The 16,476-nt window shown below is 61.1% G+C and carries 19 protein-coding genes; 10 read left to right on the top strand and 9 right to left on the bottom strand.

The window, feature by feature from the left end:
• Window positions 1-76: 76 nt before the first annotated feature.
• The 7 genes from FZ934_RS22810 to FZ934_RS22780 form a co-directional block, all read right to left on the bottom strand.
• On the bottom strand, window positions 77-1,354 hold the full coding sequence (locus FZ934_RS22810) for a BatD family protein (protein WP_153273138.1): 1,278 nt from the start codon (window positions 1,352-1,354) through the stop codon (window positions 77-79).
• Window positions 1,351-2,904 carry a vWA domain-containing protein gene (locus FZ934_RS22805; protein ID WP_153273137.1) on the bottom strand — a complete coding sequence of 518 codons (1,554 nt, stop codon included), beginning with the start codon at window positions 2,902-2,904 and terminating at the stop codon, window positions 1,351-1,353. Before FZ934_RS22805 ends, FZ934_RS22810 begins: the two co-directional genes overlap by 4 nt.
• Window positions 2,901-3,890: a vWA domain-containing protein gene (locus FZ934_RS22800; protein ID WP_153273136.1), complete on the bottom strand. Its 990-nt coding sequence runs from the start codon at window positions 3,888-3,890 to the stop codon at window positions 2,901-2,903. Before FZ934_RS22800 ends, FZ934_RS22805 begins: the two co-directional genes overlap by 4 nt.
• Window positions 3,877-4,389, bottom strand: coding sequence for a DUF4381 domain-containing protein (locus tag FZ934_RS22795; protein WP_153273999.1), 513 nt, complete (start codon window positions 4,387-4,389; stop codon window positions 3,877-3,879). The genes FZ934_RS22800 and FZ934_RS22795 overlap by 14 nt, the downstream gene beginning before the upstream one ends.
• Window positions 4,389-5,342: a DUF58 domain-containing protein gene (locus tag FZ934_RS22790; RefSeq protein WP_153273135.1), complete on the bottom strand. Its 954-nt coding sequence runs from the start codon at window positions 5,340-5,342 to the stop codon at window positions 4,389-4,391. Before FZ934_RS22790 ends, FZ934_RS22795 begins: the two co-directional genes overlap by 1 nt.
• On the bottom strand, window positions 5,339-6,316 hold the full coding sequence (locus tag FZ934_RS22785) for an AAA family ATPase (protein ID WP_153273134.1): 978 nt from the start codon (window positions 6,314-6,316) through the stop codon (window positions 5,339-5,341). The genes FZ934_RS22790 and FZ934_RS22785 overlap by 4 nt, the downstream gene beginning before the upstream one ends.
• A gap of 394 nt (window positions 6,317-6,710) precedes the next feature.
• On the bottom strand, window positions 6,711-7,412 hold the full coding sequence (locus tag FZ934_RS22780) for a GntR family transcriptional regulator (protein ID WP_194273876.1): 702 nt from the start codon (window positions 7,410-7,412) through the stop codon (window positions 6,711-6,713).
• Window positions 7,413-7,533: 121 nt separating this feature from the next.
• On the opposite strand from FZ934_RS22780, the gene FZ934_RS22775 reads away from it, so the two are divergent.
• The 7 genes from FZ934_RS22775 to FZ934_RS22745 all read left to right on the top strand — a co-directional run bounded on the left by FZ934_RS22775 (window position 7,534) and on the right by FZ934_RS22745 (window position 14,043).
• Window positions 7,534-9,048 carry an aldehyde dehydrogenase family protein gene (locus FZ934_RS22775; protein WP_153273133.1) on the top strand — a complete coding sequence of 505 codons (1,515 nt, stop codon included), beginning with the start codon at window positions 7,534-7,536 and terminating at the stop codon, window positions 9,046-9,048.
• Between the two features lie 252 nt (window positions 9,049-9,300).
• Window positions 9,301-10,251, top strand: coding sequence for a sugar ABC transporter substrate-binding protein (locus tag FZ934_RS22770; protein ID WP_153273132.1), 951 nt, complete (start codon window positions 9,301-9,303; stop codon window positions 10,249-10,251).
• Window positions 10,252-10,321: 70 nt separating this feature from the next.
• Window positions 10,322-11,341 carry an ABC transporter permease gene (locus FZ934_RS22765; protein WP_194273875.1) on the top strand — a complete coding sequence of 340 codons (1,020 nt, stop codon included), beginning with the start codon at window positions 10,322-10,324 and terminating at the stop codon, window positions 11,339-11,341.
• Entirely contained in the window at window positions 11,341-12,078 is a 738-nt protein-coding gene (locus tag FZ934_RS22760) for an ATP-binding cassette domain-containing protein (RefSeq protein WP_016554332.1), read from the top strand. The genes FZ934_RS22765 and FZ934_RS22760 overlap by 1 nt, the downstream gene beginning before the upstream one ends.
• 31 nt (window positions 12,079-12,109) lie before the next feature.
• Window positions 12,110-12,952 carry a 5-dehydro-4-deoxy-D-glucuronate isomerase gene (kduI, locus tag FZ934_RS22755; protein ID WP_153273130.1) on the top strand — a complete coding sequence of 281 codons (843 nt, stop codon included), beginning with the start codon at window positions 12,110-12,112 and terminating at the stop codon, window positions 12,950-12,952.
• Window positions 12,949-13,704 carry a 2-dehydro-3-deoxy-D-gluconate 5-dehydrogenase KduD gene (kduD, locus tag FZ934_RS22750; protein WP_153273129.1) on the top strand — a complete coding sequence of 252 codons (756 nt, stop codon included), beginning with the start codon at window positions 12,949-12,951 and terminating at the stop codon, window positions 13,702-13,704. Before kduI ends, kduD begins: the two co-directional genes overlap by 4 nt.
• A 6-nt stretch (window positions 13,705-13,710) precedes the next feature.
• Window positions 13,711-14,043: a cupin domain-containing protein gene (locus FZ934_RS22745; protein WP_112533968.1), complete on the top strand. Its 333-nt coding sequence runs from the start codon at window positions 13,711-13,713 to the stop codon at window positions 14,041-14,043.
• Window positions 14,044-14,349: 306 nt separating this feature from the next.
• On the opposite strand, the gene FZ934_RS27900 is transcribed toward FZ934_RS22745, so the two are convergent.
• On the bottom strand, window positions 14,350-14,526 hold the full coding sequence (locus tag FZ934_RS27900; protein WP_194273874.1) for a hypothetical protein: 177 nt from the start codon (window positions 14,524-14,526) through the stop codon (window positions 14,350-14,352).
• 177 nt (window positions 14,527-14,703) lie between these two features.
• On the opposite strand from FZ934_RS27900, the gene FZ934_RS22740 reads away from it, so the two are divergent.
• From FZ934_RS22740 to FZ934_RS22730, 3 genes are all read left to right on the top strand, one after another.
• Window positions 14,704-15,102, top strand: a complete 399-nt coding sequence (locus FZ934_RS22740) for a DUF1236 domain-containing protein (RefSeq protein WP_153273128.1) — start codon at window positions 14,704-14,706, stop codon at window positions 15,100-15,102.
• Between the two features lie 71 nt (window positions 15,103-15,173).
• Window positions 15,174-15,338 (top strand): hypothetical protein, encoded by a 165-nt coding sequence (locus tag FZ934_RS22735; RefSeq protein ID WP_153273127.1) that lies wholly within the window; start codon window positions 15,174-15,176, stop codon window positions 15,336-15,338.
• Entirely contained in the window at window positions 15,335-15,910 is a 576-nt protein-coding gene (locus tag FZ934_RS22730) for a BA14K family protein (protein ID WP_153273126.1), read from the top strand. The genes FZ934_RS22735 and FZ934_RS22730 overlap by 4 nt, the downstream gene beginning before the upstream one ends.
• A gap of 21 nt (window positions 15,911-15,931) precedes the next feature.
• Here the strand turns inward: FZ934_RS22730 and FZ934_RS22725 are convergent, their stop codons facing one another.
• Window positions 15,932-16,396: an HD domain-containing protein gene (locus FZ934_RS22725; RefSeq protein WP_153273125.1), complete on the bottom strand. Its 465-nt coding sequence runs from the start codon at window positions 16,394-16,396 to the stop codon at window positions 15,932-15,934.
• Between the last annotated feature and the right edge of the window lie 80 nt (window positions 16,397-16,476).

Raw genomic sequence — 16,476 nt, 5'->3', positions numbered from 1 at the left:
GGAAGTACGTTACGGTAAAAACGAGGGTAAATCTGTGATCGCGAGCCAATTCGCGGTTATAGGAGGCTTCGAACGATCATGGATTCAAGGGCGGCAGCACGTTTTCGACGATGGCCGTGGCGGCCTTCTCGAAATCGACGGTGGTCGCCAATTTCGTTCGGTCGATGGTCCCGCCGGCGGATTTGAAAAGCTTGGCGGAGAGTATGTCGATCTGCGACCTCAGTTCATTGGGCGCCTCGCGCAGCCAATCCCCGAGCGTACGGTAGCCAAGATTTCGGCTCCATTCGGCAAGGTGCGCGTAGATCTCCATTTCGCTGCCGGTCGCGATTGTATGTCGTAGAAGTTTGAGACGATAACCGTGAGAGGAATGGTATCTTTCCTTGGCCAATCGCAGGCGATTTCGGAGCACAGGAAAGGCCTTACGGCCAATCCACGCGAGCGCGGCAAGGGCGAGAAGCGCCAGGATGAGAATGGCGATCCGCTGCCGGTTGACATGTGGAAGCGGGCGCGGCGCCTCCTCGAGCACAGGTTTGATTGCGACCGACGCCGCGGTTGCGGCGGCCACGTTGACCGTCATCGCCGGCAAAGACGCCGATTTGCTCCCGTGGCTCGATACGTCAAACCATGTGTATGAAATGGCAGGGATTACGAACGATCCCTCCTTGTCGGCGGTATAGACGTAGGTCTCGGTCCGGCGACTGGCGGTGTCGCGTCCGACAGCGATGCCATCCTGGATCGCGGGTGCATTCTCGTACCTGTTGAGGCCGGGCACGGTTCCGGGGTCGAGTGGCGGGATCATCATCGCCTGGGTATTACCCGCGGTGATCGTTATCGTTCGGGTGAGCGCATCACCGACCTTCATGGATCGGGCGTCACGATCGAACGCCTCCTCGACCGTCAGATCGGTTGCCGCGAAGGCGACTTGCTGTTGCTTTTCACTCGACCCTCCGACTGTGAACGACACCGGGGGTATAGTCACCGTTGCCTTCGTCGGCACGCCTTCCGAGGAGTGGCCGAGCTCGACGCCGAATTGCGGCATTGTAAAGGTGCCAGAGACCTGAGGGACGACTGCGTAGGTCTTGCGGATGCCGGTGTATCGAACGCCATCGACGGTCTCCGTCAGGTTCTCCGAGCGCCCCGCAGGCAGCGTTACGAGCGCATTTGGAAGATCGAAAAGGGGGAAATGCGGAGGCGATGTGAAGAAGTCCGGAACGTACACGTCGATATCGACACGGACTTGCTGGCCAGGAACAATCCCGTTGCCTGCTTCTACTGTGGCACGCGCAAACGGTTCGGCACCGAGGGCAACCGAGGGCACTAGAACAAGCAGAATGGCGAGAATGAGCTTCTTCAAGGCTTCGAACCTCCCGCCTCGATCGAGAATTTTCTGGCCATGAGGTCGGCAGGGCTGACCTGGATGTTCTTCACCCACATTTCGGAGGTCTGCTCGGCGACCGCAGTCTCGCCCGCCTTGCCCTTATTCCCCTTGTCGTCGAACTGGACACTGTCAGGTTTCTGGTTCGGGTCTTGTTCTTGCTCCTGCTCCGCGTCCTTTTCCTGCTTCAGGAGTTGTTGAGCGACAGCCAGGTTCGCCACGGCGTCGGGCCAGTCCTTTCGCATCGTCAGCGCCTTGCCATAGGCGGCAACCGCCTCCTCGAACTTGTTCAAATGCAGGAGCGCGTTTCCCTGATTGTACCAGCTTTCCGGCGTGTCGATGGACGCGAAGGCGTCGATTGAATCCTGGTAGCGGGCGGCACGGTAGAGTGCTGCGCCTTTCCACATGGGATCTTGAAAGTGGTCGGCAGCAGTCGGGTAGTCGCCCTGCTGGTAGGCTCGGCGACCTTGTTGGTCCGGCGTCAGCCACATGTTCGCGAGATCGAAAGCGGATGCCGATGTTGGCGACAGGAGATGAATGGCAAGCAGGCCGGCCGAAAGCCTGACAAGCCAACCGCGTCTGAACGACAGGGCGGACAACAAAGCCACAGGAGCGATGAACCACCACCCGAGATCATGCCAGCGATCGCCCTCAGTCGCTGTTTGCTGGGCGAAATTCGTGCGGACGCGTTGCGCCAGCCATCGGACGTCGGTGTCGTCAGGGGTGATGGTCGCGACATCGGCGCCGGTGTCGCTGCCGAATTTCTTGAGAGCGTCGACATCGAGCTTTGCGGTGAGGCGAGCGCCTCCGGCGGCGCTCAGAAAACTGCCGTCGCGCTGTTTGACAGCGCCGCCTTGCGATGTGCCGACGCCAAGAACGACGATGGCGCTGCCAATCTCCTTGGCGCCTGCGAACGCAGCCGGTTCAACGCCATCCGTAAGCAGAGCGATGGTGCCTGACGTTCCATCGCGTTTCAGCAGGTCGTCCGCCAGCTTGAGCGCGGCTGCCGTGTCTCTGCCTGGTTTCGGCATGATGCCGGTCGCCAGGGCATCGGTATAGGTCTCGATCAGTTCGATGTCGTCGGTGAGTGGCACGACGAGGTGGGCTGTTCCCGAGTACGCGACCACGGCGGTGCGCGCACCGGTCCGGGCCGCGAGCAGATCATGGATCTTCAGCTTGACCCGCTCGATGCGGCTGGGTGGAATGTCGATCGCATCCATCGTCGGTGAAAGATCGACCGCGATAACGAGGGATGCCGTATCCGCAACGAATGGCGGAGCCTCGCGTTTCCAGGTCGGCCCGGCGGCGCCGAGTATTGCGAGCGTCAGCAGGGCGGACAGAACCCAGGCGGGCGCGTAGCGATGCCGACGATCGGGCTGGACGATCAGGCTGTCGAGCAGGTGCGGTGCGATCAAGCCCTTCCAGCGGCTGCGAAAGTCGCCCGCGCGCGATGCCATCCATAGAATGAAGGGAGGGATGAGAAGGGCGACAAGCCAGAATGGCCGCAGACAATGAAAATCCGAGATCATGCCGCAGCCCTCCTGCGGACCAGACCCAAGATCGCGGTTAGCCCATACCATGCCGCCATAACGACGACTGCTGCGCCGAGCGGCCAATAAAAGAGTTCTATGCGGGGACGCCAGGAAAGCTGTTTCTGATCCTGGGGCGTGATGCGGTCGAGTTCGTTGTAGATATCCTGCAACTGCTTCTGGTCGCCGCCGAAGAAGTAACGCCCGCCGGTACTCACTGCGATCTTCTGGAGAGATGCGGTGTCGAGCTTGTCTTCGCCTGTTGCAGCAGGGTCGCCAATGCCGACCGCGTGGATGACGATCCCCTTGGTCTTGGCGACATCAGCGGCCTTGAGAGGCGGCATTTTGCTTGCGGTGTCGTTGCCATCCGTCAGCAGGATCATCACCTTTTCGGGAACCGTGGTCTTTTCGAACATTCGGATGCCAAGACCCAGGGAGTCGCCGAGTGCCGTACGGGGCCCCGCGATGCCCGGAAGAAGGCCCTCCACCAACGTTTGAACGAGAGCATGATCCATCGTGAACGGTGCCAGCGGATAGGGCGCGTCGCCGAATGCAATCAGCCCGACGCGATCGCCCGGCCGTTTCGTGACGAAGTCCGCGACAACAGTCCGGACAGCATCAACGCGTGGCTTGGATGTTCCGTCGGGTGCCGCGAAGTCGCGCGTATCCATCGACTGCGACAGGTCCAGAGCCAGAAGGATATCGCGTTGCGGCTCTGTCTTCTCCAATGGCGGTTCGACATATTGCGGACGCGCCAATGCGATGACGATGAGGCACCATGCCAGAACATCGGCGAATGTCTGCGGCCAAGACCGTTTCGGCACGACCGAACCCTCCGTCGGCTCGACACCGGCCGCGCGGGCGACCTGGTTGAAAAACGGTAGCCGGATAGAGGCCGAGGTTTCACGATGCGGAGGAACGAGCCACCAGATCAGCAAGGGAAGCGGAAAAAGCATCAGCGCCCATGGCATATCAAGCTGATACATGGTGCCTCTCAATCCAGCGCCGCGCATCACGCAGGAGATCATTCGTAGCGTCAGCACTCGGTGTCGCGCCGCTTCGATACTCCAGATCGTTCAGATAACTTTTCAGAGACTCGCCGATGTCGCTGCCTTGGTTGGCGCTCAGAAAATCGATCCAATCGGTGCCCGACATCGCCGCAATTGTCTTGCGTGGCCAGGCTGCGAGAGCTGTGCGCTTGAGCAACTCTCCAAGGCGTGCGCCTGCGCCGTCGCGGGTTTGCTGGCGTCGGAAATCATCCGCGATCTCGTCGAGAAGTCGCAGCGCTTCGCGACGATAGGCGTTGCGGCGCCAGCGTCTGTAAAGCACGAGAGCCCACAGCAGAATTGCTGCCAGCAGGATCAGTGCCAGGGCCATCCACCCCCAGGTTTGCGGTATCCAGGAAACGGGTTGGGGGACCGCGATGTCCTTGAGAGAGCGAAGGGCAGCCTCGGTGATCGGATCGGGTCGGGCTTCCTGCTCCATCATCGCCTCCGTTGCCGCCAGGCAGATTGCTCCAGCAGGCTCCGCAATTGAGGAGCGACTTCCTCTGCGGCGGAAACCGGAAGCATTGGCAATCCGAGTTGGCGCTGCCAGGCCCTGAGTTCGTCGCCGCGGTCCTCGGCGAACTTGTCGATAGATCGGCGCACGGCCGGCTGGCCTAGCGGCAGTTCCGCTTGCAGCGTGCCGCCGCTGACGACAATCTCGCCGGAGGAGGGCAACTCGAGCAGGAAGGGATCGTAGATGAGAAGACATACGACGTCGTTTCGGGACGAGAGCTGAAGCAGCAGCTGCCGCGTCGTTTCGCCGTGACCATCGAAATCGCTGACGACGACCACGAGGAAGTCATGATGGGCGATTTCCGCCACCCGGTGAAGCACGTCATCAAGGGCAACAGGCGACTGGGGAGCCGCATAAGTCGCATCCAATCCCCCATTCATGGTCGCGATGCGGTCGGCGAAGGCGATCACCGCATTCCGGCTGCGATGCGGCTTTACCTCGCTTACGTTCCGATCGTTGAACACAAAGCCGCCGACGCGATCACCGGAGCCCAGAATTCGCCACGCGGTCAGCATCGCAGCTTCGGCAGCCGCGACCGATTTCATGGCGAGACGGCTTCCGAAGAACATATTGATGCGTTGATCGACGACGAGAATGGCAGGTCGCTCCTTCTCCTCGCTGTAGACCCTGACGACCGGTTTGCTGGTTCGCGCCGTAACACGCCAGTCGATCGACCGCACATCGTCTCCGGGCAGGTATTCGCGCAGTTCCTCGAAAACGAGGCCGCGGCCCCGCATCGCCGATTGCATTCGCCCCGCAAGCTGCTGGTGACTGCGGGCTTTCTGGACGAATGTCAGGTCTCGCGCGCGGCTCTCGAGCGCGACGAGTTGCTGCGTCGTTACATGAACCCCGGTTGAGCGATCGCCTTCTCCGTTCATGAGACAGCCACCAGTTCGGTAATCCGATCGATGACATGGTCGGCCGTCGTATTCGAGGCATGAGCCTCATAAGACAAGACGAGCCGATGTCGGAAAACGTCGTTGACGATCGCCTTGACGTCGTCAGGCGTCACGTAGTCACGCCCTTGTAGCCATGCGTAGGCGCGAGAGACTTTGTCCAGGCCAATGGTTCCGCGTGGGCTGACGCCGACCTGCAATTGCTTGGCAAGCTCCTTGTCGTAGCGATCCGGGTAGCGTGTGGCGATCACGAGGGAAACGATATATTTTTCGACGGGCTCGGAGACGGTCACGAAACCGATCTCCTTGCGTGCATCGAAGATCGACTGTGGGTCGAGCCGCTTGATGTCAGTATGCTTGTTCTCGTCGTGAGCTGCGGTTTCCTCGCCCCGGTTGAGGCGCATGATCGAGGCCTCCGATTTCTCATCGGGATAGCCGACTTCGACGTGCATGAGGAACCGATCCAGCTGTGCCTCCGGCAAGGGATAGGTGCCCTCCTGTTCGATCGGGTTTTGCGTCGCCATCACCATGAAGAGGTCGGGAAGCGGATAGCTTTGCCCCCCGACGGTCACCTGGCGTTCCTCCATTGCCTCCAAGAGCGCGGACTGCACCTTGGCGGGCGCGCGGTTGATTTCGTCGGCCAGGATCAGGTTGGCGAAGATCGGACCCTGCTGGAATTTGAACTCGCCCTTGCCGCCTTCCGAAAAATAGACTTCGGAGCCGGTGATGTCGGCAGGTAACAAGTCGGGCGTGAACTGGACACGCGACAGCTCGGAATCGAGGTTTTTTGCCATGCTCTTGATCGCCCTCGTTTTTGCAAGGCCGGGCAGTCCCTCGACGAGCAAATGGCCGTTGGCCAAGAGGCCGAGCAGCAGACGTTGAACCATGGTCTCCTGACCGATGATCGACTGACCGATGCGCTTGCCCAGATCGAGAACATCATCACGTGCCGTCACAATCGCTTCCTCCACCGCGAGCGGTTCGCTCGGACAAGTAATCGGATTGGCGGGCAGTCTGCCGGATGCGAAAAAACACGTGAAGTTACGTTACGGTAAATTTCACTGTTTCCGCGCTGATTCAATCGGATCGGGATGATGGCAGACGCACTCGGAGCGGTCTGGTCGGTATTTCCCGCGGCTGCGTCTTCGAAGCGCTTGTCACTTGGCTGACCACATCACGGTCTCCCGCCACCTGGAAATGACCGGAGGATCAAGTCGCTCATTTGGCGAGCGACCTCGTCTTATCTGGGCACTCTATATTGGGAGATGCCGATTGGCTTCCGCGTGATTGGCCGAAAAATCTACTCTCCGGCCATATGCCGCAGGATCGCGAAGAGCGATTGCGTCAGCCTCATTCGAACAGATCCGGATGATCCGCCTCGATCTGCGGCAGATCCGAGAGGATGCCGTTGAGATGCGCGCGCATGGCGCCGGCGGCGGCGTCGGCATCGCGTCCATCGATGGCCGTGATGATCGCCTCGTGTTCGGCGATCAGCCGCATCATCGAATCGGGGTGGCGAAGCTGCAGATTGCAGACGCGGTCCATATGCGCCTTAATGTCGGCGATTGCATTCCAGGCGAGGCTGCAGCCGGCGCCTTCCGCGATCGCGATATGAAACTGCTCGTCCTCTCGCCGGAATGCATTGTGGTCGTGGGCTTCCATGGCGCCTCTCTGCCGGGCGAGAATGGTGTCGATCCGCCGTCGTGTCCACGTGTCGAAGCTATCGCTGGCGCGACGGGCAACGGCGGTTTCGAGCGCCTCGCGGACGAAGCGCGCCTCCATCATCTGTCGTGCCGAGATCCGGACGACCACGGTGCCCCTGTTCGGTCGTACGTCGACAAGCTTCGACTTCCCGAGCGCTATGAGCGCCTCTCGCACCGGCTGACGCGATACGCCCATGCGCGTCGCGATTTCCTGTTCCGACAACCGCGTGCCCGGCGCTAGTTCCAGCTTGATAATCGCTTCCCGCAGGTCACGTTCCACCTGGGCCGCGGCGGTTTCGCCGGTCTCAATCTTCAAGGATTCGAGGTTCATGTCTTTCGTCGCCGTCATGCGTTGACATCCAATTTAAACCACCATACAGTACCATACAATTCAAACGCAACATAAATCCGGTGGTCTGAAACCGGGTAAAAAGGGAGGGCCGGCACGATGTGTCGGCTTTAAGGGAAACGTGCTGTCCAATTTCATTGCGCCTGATTCCAGTGATCCGCGGCTGAACATTAAATCCCGCTACCAGATGCTTGTCGATGGCAAGTCGGTGGATGCCGCATCCGGTCGCACGATTGACCGCGTCAGCCCCGGTCACGCGGGCGTCGTCGTCGGCACCTGGCCGGAAGCTTCGGCCGATGATGTACGTTTGGCCGTTGCCGCCGCCCGCCGTGCCTTCGACACCGGCCCGTGGCCGCGCATGTCGGGTGCGGAGCGCTCGCGTCTGATGTTCAAGGTGGCGGACCTGATCCTTAAGCATCAGGAAGAGCTCGCACTAGCCGAAAGCCTCGAGGTCGGCAAGCCTATCGCCCAAGCGCGCGGCGAAATCGGCTTCTGTGCCGACCTCTGGTCCTATGCCGCCGGTCAGGCGCGTGCGCTGGAAGGCCAGGCTCACAACAATATCGGCGACGATCGCCTCGGTCTGGTGCTGCGCGAAGCCGTCGGCGTCGTCGGCATCATCACGCCGTGGAATTTCCCGTTCATCATCGCTTCCGAACGCGTGCCGTGGGCGATCGGCGCCGGCTGCACCGTCGTCCTCAAGCCGTCCGAGTTCACCTCGGGAACATCGATCCGCATGGCGGAACTAGCGCGTGAGGCCGGCATTCCCGATGGCGTCTTCAACGTCGTCACCGGCTACGGTGATCCGGCCGGCCAGGTGCTTGCCGAAGATCCAGGCGTCGATATGGTGGCCTTCACCGGTTCGGTGCGCGTTGGCACAAAGCTTGGCGAGATCGCCGCGCGCAGCGTCAAGCGTGTCGGGCTGGAGCTCGGCGGCAAGGGGCCGCAGATCGTCTTCGCCGACGCCGACCTCGAGGCGGCCGCCGATGGTATCGCCTACGGCGTCTATCACAATGGTGGGCAGTGCTGCATATCAGGTAGCCGGCTCCTGGTTCAGGAAGGCATCCGCGACGCATTGATGGAGCGCCTGCTCGATATCTCGCGCAAGGTGACCTTCGGCGATCCGCTGAACGATCGCACAAAGATCGGCGCGTTGATCTCGGAAGCCCATGTCGGCAAGGTCCATTCCTACGTGGAGGCTGGCATCGCGTCGGGTGCGGAGCTGCTGCTCGGCGGCGAACGCGTCGGCAAGGACAAGGGTATCTATTACGCGCCGACCGTGTTTGCCGGCGTGAAGCCCGAGATGTCGATCGCTCGCGAGGAGATCTTCGGACCGGTGCTTTCGACCTTGACCTTCAAGACCGCGGACGAAGCCGTCGCGCTCGCCAATGCCAGCGAGTTCGGTCTTTCCGCCTCGGTCTGGTCCACCAATCTCGAAAACGCCATGCAGAGCATCCGCCGCATTCGCGCCGGCCGCTGCTGGATCAACAGCGTCATCGACGGCACGCCGGAGCTGCCGATCGGCGGCTACAAGAAAAGCGGCCTCGGCCGCGAACTCGGCCGCTATGGCTTTGATGAATATTCCCAGTTCAAGGGCGTACACGTGACGTTCGGGCGACCGGCGCCGTGGTTCGGCTAAAGCATGTCTCCCGAAAGTGGTTACCGGTTTCGGGACAAAGACATGCGACGAAACAAGAAGCTGAAGCGCATGAGCGAATCTGAAAGATCGCGACGCGCTTCAGGGAATTAAAGGGATAGGACGTTTCCGCTTTTGGGAGAAGGCGGGACGTCTCGGAGGAAAATCTCGGCCGGCGTGATCTTTGGTCGGAGCCCGCCAGCCGAGACTTGGGTCTTTCGACCCGTATTGCACATCCAAAGGGAGGATACGCAAATGAAATTGACCAGGTTGAAAACCGCAGCACTCGCCGCGGGTATCGCCACGATGATGACATCTACGGCATTGGCCGCCGACGTCAAGGCAACGATGATCATCTATCTCGATCCGAGTGTCCAGTTCTTCAATCCCGTGGTGAAAGGCGCCAAGGATGCGGCGGCACAGTTCGGCGTCGATCTCGACGTGCAATATGCCAATAATGATCCGGTTCGCCAGAACGACCTGATTGAGAGCGCGACGGCAGCCGGCGTTGATGGCATCGCGGTTTCCATTTCCTCGTCGGATGCCTTCGATGAGAGCATCTGCGCGGCCGTGAAGGCCGGCATCGTCGTCATTGGCTTCAACAATGACGATCTGGAAGGCGCCAAGGGCAATTGCCGCCAGGCTTATGTCGGCATGAACGAGTTTGCCTCCGGCTATGAGCTCGGCAATCGGATGATCAAGGAGTTCGGCCTGAAGTCCGGCGACGTCGTCTTCAATCCTCGCGAAATCCCCGAAGCGAGCTTCGCGGTCGCGCGCGGCGGCGGCATCGAAAAGGCGATGAAGGAAAACGGCATCAAGGTCGAGACGGTTCGCGCCGGGCTTGATCCGGCCGAGGCGCAGAACATCATGGCGCAGTTCCTGATCGCTAACCCCAACGTCAAGGCCGTGTTCGGCACCGGTTCGGTCACCTCGACCGTCGGCGCAGGCGCCATCAAGGATGCGGGCGTGAAGGTCCCGTTCGGCGGCTTCGACCTCGCGGTCGAGATCGTCAACGCGGTGGAGTCCGGTGCGATGTTCGCGACCATGGACCAGCAGCCCTACCTTCAGGGCTATTACCCGATCGCCCAGATCGCGCTCTCGAAGAAGTATGGGCTGACGCCGACTGATGTCGATACCGGCCAGGGCGCCTTCCTCGACAAGTCGCGCATCAGCTCGGTCAAGCCGCTGATCGGCAGCTTCCGCTAAACCGCGCTTCGTGGGAGCCTGCCGGCGATGCCGGCAGGTTCTCCGTCTCCAATCGATCGAGTACCAGACCGTGACACCAATTCTTGAGACAAGTGCCGCGCCCCGGTCGCGGACGCAGAAACAACCGATTATCCGGCAGATCATGGCGATGCCGGCAGGCGCGATCTTCCTCGTCTTCATGACGCTGCAGATCGTCTGCATCGCAGGCGCCTTGCTCTATCCCGATCAGTTCCGCTACCTCTCGCCGCAGAACCTGACGATCCTGATGAAGGCGATCCCCGTGCTCGGCTGCTTGGCGCTCGGCGCCGGCGTGCTGATGATCGCGGGCGAGTTCGACCTCTCCATCGGCTCCGTCTACACATTCACCGCTATCCTGATGGCGAGCCTCGTCGGCGCCGGAATGAGCGCCTTCATAGCGGCACCCCTCGGCGTCTTGGCCGGCATCATGATCGGACTCTTGAACGGCCACATCACGCTGCGCTTCGGGCTGCCGTCGTTCATCGTGACGCTGGGCGGCCTGTTGTTCTGGCGCGGCGCCGTGCTGCTCTATAACGGTGCCGTCCAGGTGCGCTTCGATCCCGAACCGATCTTCACCAGCCTGTTTTCCGGCACGCTGCTCGGCATCAACGCCGCCTTCATCTGGATCGTGCTTTTCGTCGTCGGCTTCCATTACCTCGTCCACCGTCACCGCTTCGGCAACCATGTGTTTGCCACCGGCGGCAATCGCGGTGCTGCGGAAGCGATCGGTATCAACACCAACCGCGTCAAGCTGGTGGCCTTCGCGATCGCGGGCGGCATGGCGGCAGTGGCCGGTATCATTGCCACGGCCCGCGTCGGCAGCGTGCAGCCGGGGCAGGGTGCCGGACTGGAACTGCAGGCGATCGCCGCCTGCGTGATCGGCGGACTGTCGCTGCGCGGTGGCCGGGGCTCCATCGTCGGCATATTCCTCGGTGTGCTCCTGATCCACACCATTACCGACGTGCTGCTTCTGCTGCGCGCGCCAGGCTTCTATCTCGACATGTTCATCGCGACGCTGATCGTGCTGGCCGCCATCTTCAACCATCTTATCGAGCGGCGAGGTCTTGCGTGATGTCGGCCCCCAATCTTCTTGAACTGCACAACATCTCGAAAAGCTTCGGCGCGCTGACCGCACTGCGCAATCTGAGCTTCCACATCGGCGAAGGCGAAGTGGTGGGGCTGCTCGGCGACAACGGCGCTGGCAAGTCGACCACGGTCAACCTGATCTCGGGCATTCACAAGCCGACGGACGGCTATCTCAGCGTCGACGGCAAAAAGACGGCGTTTACCTGCCGCTCTGACTCCGCCGATGCCGGTATCGAAACCATCTACCAGCATACGGCGCTGGTGGATTCGCTTTCGATCACGCGCAACATCTTCATGGGCCGCGAACTCACTGATCGCTTCGGCTTCCTGCGCCAGCGCGAAATGCGCGAGATCGCCATGGAGGTGTTGCAGAACGCCGTCCATATCTCCGGCATCGATAGCCCCGATACGCTGGTCGGCAATCTCTCTGGCGGCCAAAAGCAGGCGGTCGCCATCGCCCGCGCGGTCTATTTCAAGAAGCGCGTTCTGCTTCTCGACGAGCCGACCTCGGCGCTCTCGGTGCGCGAGACCGAAGCACTCTTGAACCAGGTGCTGAAGCTCAAGGCGGAGAACGTCTCGAGCGTGCTTGTGACCCACAACATCTACCACGCCTATCAGGTCTGCGACCGCTTCGTGATCATGAGCCACGGCACCAAGGTGTTCGATGTCGACAAGGCGGACACGACGATCAACCAGTTGACCGAATACGTCGTGCTCACCTGATCCCACCCAACAGACAGAAGGGGCATAGCCCGTGACCATTTCAGTATCAGTACGCCAGGTCGTCGGACCTGAGGATGCCGCAAGGCGCGACACGCAGGGCCTGCGCGACGCCTTCGTGATCGAGCAGCTGTTTCGCCCGGGCGAGGCCAATCTCACCTACAGCCACCTTGATCGCATGATTGTCGGCGGCGTGGTGCCGGACAGCAAGCCTATCGAGATCGCCGCCATCGCCCAGACCGGCACGGAGCGCTTTCTCGACCGGCGTGAGGCCGCCATCGTCAATATCGGCGGCGCGGGCACCGTCAGCGTAGGGGGCAAGGTTTACGAACTCGGCTTCCAGGAAGCGCTCTATATCGGAATGGGCGAGGGGGCTTTGAGCTTCTCCAGCAAGGATCCAGCTGCGCCTGCGCTCTTCTATCTGCTCAGCGCGCCAGCGCATCGGACCTGCCCAACAGTGCACATCACCCGTGAGATGGCCAGGAAGGTGGTCGTGGGCTCGGCGGAAGAATCCAACGCCCGCACCATCAATCAATACGTCCACCCCGATGTCTGCGACAGCTGCCAATTGCTGGTGGGGCTGACGATGTTCGAACCGGGTTCGGTCTGGAACACCATGCCGGCGCATCTTCATGATCGGCGCATGGAGGTCTATCTCTACTTCGGCATGCAGGAGCAGACGCGCATCTTCCATTTCATGGGCGAACCCAGCGAAACGCGGCATGTCGTGCTGAAGAACCATGATGCGGTGCTGTCGCCCGGATGGTCGATCCATTCCGGCGCCGGAACCGGCCGTTACGCCTTCATCTGGGCGATGGCTGGCGATAACATGAGCTTCACCGACATGGACAAGGTGCCGATGGAAGACCTGCGATGAGCCTTTTCGATCTCACCGGCCGCTGGGCCATCATCACCGGCGCCAATACCGGCATCGGCCAGGCCATCGCGGTTGGCTTGGCTGAAGCGGGCGCCGACATTGTCGGCGTCGGCCGCTCGGCGATGGACGGCACAGCTGATGCGGTCACATCGACGGGGCGCCGGTTCGTATCGCTCAAGGCGGACCTGTCCGATACCGGGGAGGCGAAGGCCGTTGTCGAACGCGCCCTTGCCGCCGGCGCCTCGCCCGATATCCTCGTCAACAATGCCGGTATCATCCGCCGCGCCGACGCGCTGGAATTCACGGAGGAGGATTGGGACGCGGTGCTCGACACCAACCTGAAATCCGTCTTCTTCCTCTGCCAGGCCTTCGCGAAGGCCGCGGTCGCGCGCCAAGCGCCGGCAAAGATCATCAACATCGCCTCGCTACTCTCCTTCCAGGGCGGCATCCGCATTCCGTCCTATACGGCCTCGAAGAGCGGGCTTGCCGGGATCACAAGGCTGATGGCGAACGAGTGGGCGTCGAAGGGCATCAATGTGAACGCCATCGCGCCCGGCTATGTCGAAACCAACAACACAGAGGCGCTTCGCGCCGATGCGGAGCGCAGCGCCGATATCCTCAAACGCATCCCGGCCGCCCGCTGGGCCAAGGCCGAGGATATGGTGGGCACGGCGGTCTATCTGGCGTCGCGCGCTTCCGATTATGTTCATGGCACGGTGCTGCCGGTCGATGGCGGCTGGCTTGCCCGATAGGAGATTATGATGGCCGATCACTACACGCTTCCCGATGACATCACCTGGACCGAAGTCGCGCCCGGCAACCGCCGCGCCGTTCTCTCGCACCGTCCGGAAATGATGCTCGTCGCCTTCAGTTTTGAGCCCGGCGCGATCGGCGCGCCTCACTCGCATCCGCATACGCAGGTGAGCTACGTCGCCGAGGGCGCATTCGACGTCACCGTCGATGGTGTGACAACCCGCCTCGACGCCGGCTCCAGCTTCATCGTCGCCCCCAATCTGGTGCATGGAGTCGTTGCCGTCGAGAAGGGACTGCTGATCGACACCTTCACGCCGCGGCGGGATGATTTCCTGTAAAGGGAGAATTCCGGTCAATTCCCGCCGTAGCGCCCGGGTTTGTGCAGCATAGCACCTCCTCCCATCAGGCGACCGGGGAGAAGGATGGAAGATGGGCCGGCTCGATAGACCAAAAACTCGAGACAGTTCTACTGCGGGATAGTGATTTCAGTAAGCGTGGGTCTGGCGCGCATGCGCCTTTTTGCGACCCCCACTCTTGCATAAACACGGGTTGGGTGCGCGGCTTGTCTGCTTTTGGGGGCTGCGTAGTGCTGAAGCCCAAGCCGGGATAAGAAGATCGCTCACGCCGTTTTGCGCCTTCGCGCTTCAAAGATCGCGCGTATCGATGACAATGGCTCCGCGGATGCTTTCGCTCAATTGCTTTGTGTCGCCCGACATGGCAACGCCGAGGAGATAGAGCATACCTGCCAACAGAATGACGAGGGCGAGAACGGAAGCATTCAACGCAAATGGAATAGTATCGGATGCCTTCTTGCTGCTCATGACCTAAGCTCCATCAGAATTTCCTCAACAAAACGAATGCGGTGACCGCGACGTTCCTTGTCTCGGACTTTGGTCCGGGGCACCCCGGACTGAGGTCCGATTGCCGGAACCGGCAAGATTTCCGGCCGTTGTTTTGGCAGCGGTCAGGAAGGCCGTGAGGAAACGAAGGAGGAAAAGATGCGTTACATGCTTATCGTAGGCGCGGCCACTGCCGCGACCCTTATCTCGGGCGCGGCATTCGCACAGTCGTCGACAGTCAATGGTGCCGCCGGTGGCGCGGTCACCGGCGCGATCGTTGGAGGCCCGGTGGGCGCGGCAGTGGGTGGCGTTACGGGTGCGATCGTCGGTACGGTAATCGATCCGCCGCCGCAGAAGGTTGTCACCTATGTTCGTGAAGCGCCGGCTCCACAGGCGCGCGTCGTGGTGAAGGAAAAGGTCGTCATCGGTCAGCCGCTTCCCCAGACCGTCATTGTGACGCCGGTTCCGGAAAATCCAAAATATGCCTATGCAATCGTGAACGATGAACGCGTCATCGTCGAACCTTCGTCTCGCAAGGTCATCCAGGTCATCAACTGATCCGGCACGGGCGCGGCAGATGCCGCGTCCGCTTTCCAGCCCCAGTCTTCATACTCTTTTGGAGAGACGCAATGCTTTACCAGGAGCAGAAACGCGGCGGTTCGGCCGTGCCCGTCGTCGCGATCGCCTTTGCGATGGCTGCGATCATCGTAGGTTTGCTGGCGAACGCACACACGCTGCAACCCGAGCACGGTAGAGTGTTCGTGCAGGTCGAGCATCAGGATGCCCAGCCATGAAAGCGGTCGTTTCACTGGCGTTTGGCATTGCGAGTTCCGTCGGCGTCTGTACGGCTGCTGCCTCGATTGCTTCGGCAGTCATGAGCTCTCAGCCGCACAGCTTAGCGAGCCTTTCTGTCTCCGATCTCTGGACGACTGAGCCTGTCAGGATTGATCGAAGCAAACAGGACTACGAGCGCCTGCCGCCGGCTCTGTCCAGCTATGTCACCGCCCCGCCAAAAGCAGTCAAAACGGCTGTGGTCGCGCGCCACTTGGCGCCGGCTTCGATCCCGCAGGCAAATGCAACTGCGGGGCTTTCGACCGAACATGTGGGCTGGTGTTCGCAGCGTTACCGCACCTACGATCCGGCCACCAATCAGTACTTGAGTTTCAGCGGCGTCACCCGGTCATGCAGGTCGCCCTACCAGCCACAGGAAATCTCGGACGCGACAGCGGCCAGCGACAGCGCTCCGATGGCGACCGGTGTTGACGCTGACGCATGGTGCGCGGATCGTTATCAATCCTATCGCCCTGAAGACAATACGTATCAGCCTTTCGATGGTCCGCGCCGCTCTTGCACACCGCCGATCTGAACGTGATCTGATCCTATCAGATCAATGTCTGCCGGCGCGGATCTTTGCCACGATCTTGAGACCTCTTTGAAACTTGGAAGGGTCTTCGACGGCTCTTTCCGCCTGCTCGAGATTGTCCTCGAGGTCCGCTACCTTCACGGGCCGTGCCAGCCTGTTCGTCGCTGCGCGGACGACGAAATCATCGTCATCTTCCCCAGGGCGCATGGTGAGAGCATCGACGGCCGCGACGATCGCTGAGCTGAAGCCCTCGTGCTCAAGACGATCCAAGCTCCAACCGGAACCTTTTTCCACGACATCATGAAGAAACGCGACGATGCGCTGATCGTTCTCGGTGAGAGCGTCCGCCACGCGCTTGCAGTGTGCGAAATAGGGCTCGCCCGCCTTGTCTGTTTGTCCGGCATGCGCGGCGAAGGCGATTTTCGCAGCACGAAAGAGATCCGTGGAGGACCGATGGTCATGCTCGTTGATGAATTCACGCTGTGTCATCGTTGTTCTCCGCAAATCGAATTTTGCCCGGGCAGGTGCCCCTTCCATTCACAGGTCCGATCAGAAGAGGGGCTCAGCAG

The organism is Rhizobium grahamii (genome assembly GCF_009498215.1).
In the GTDB taxonomy this organism is placed as follows: Bacteria; Pseudomonadota; Alphaproteobacteria; order Rhizobiales; family Rhizobiaceae; genus Rhizobium; species Rhizobium grahamii_A.
Note: the sequence above shows the minus strand (reverse complement) of the source record. Positions and strands in the feature narration are given on the sequence as shown.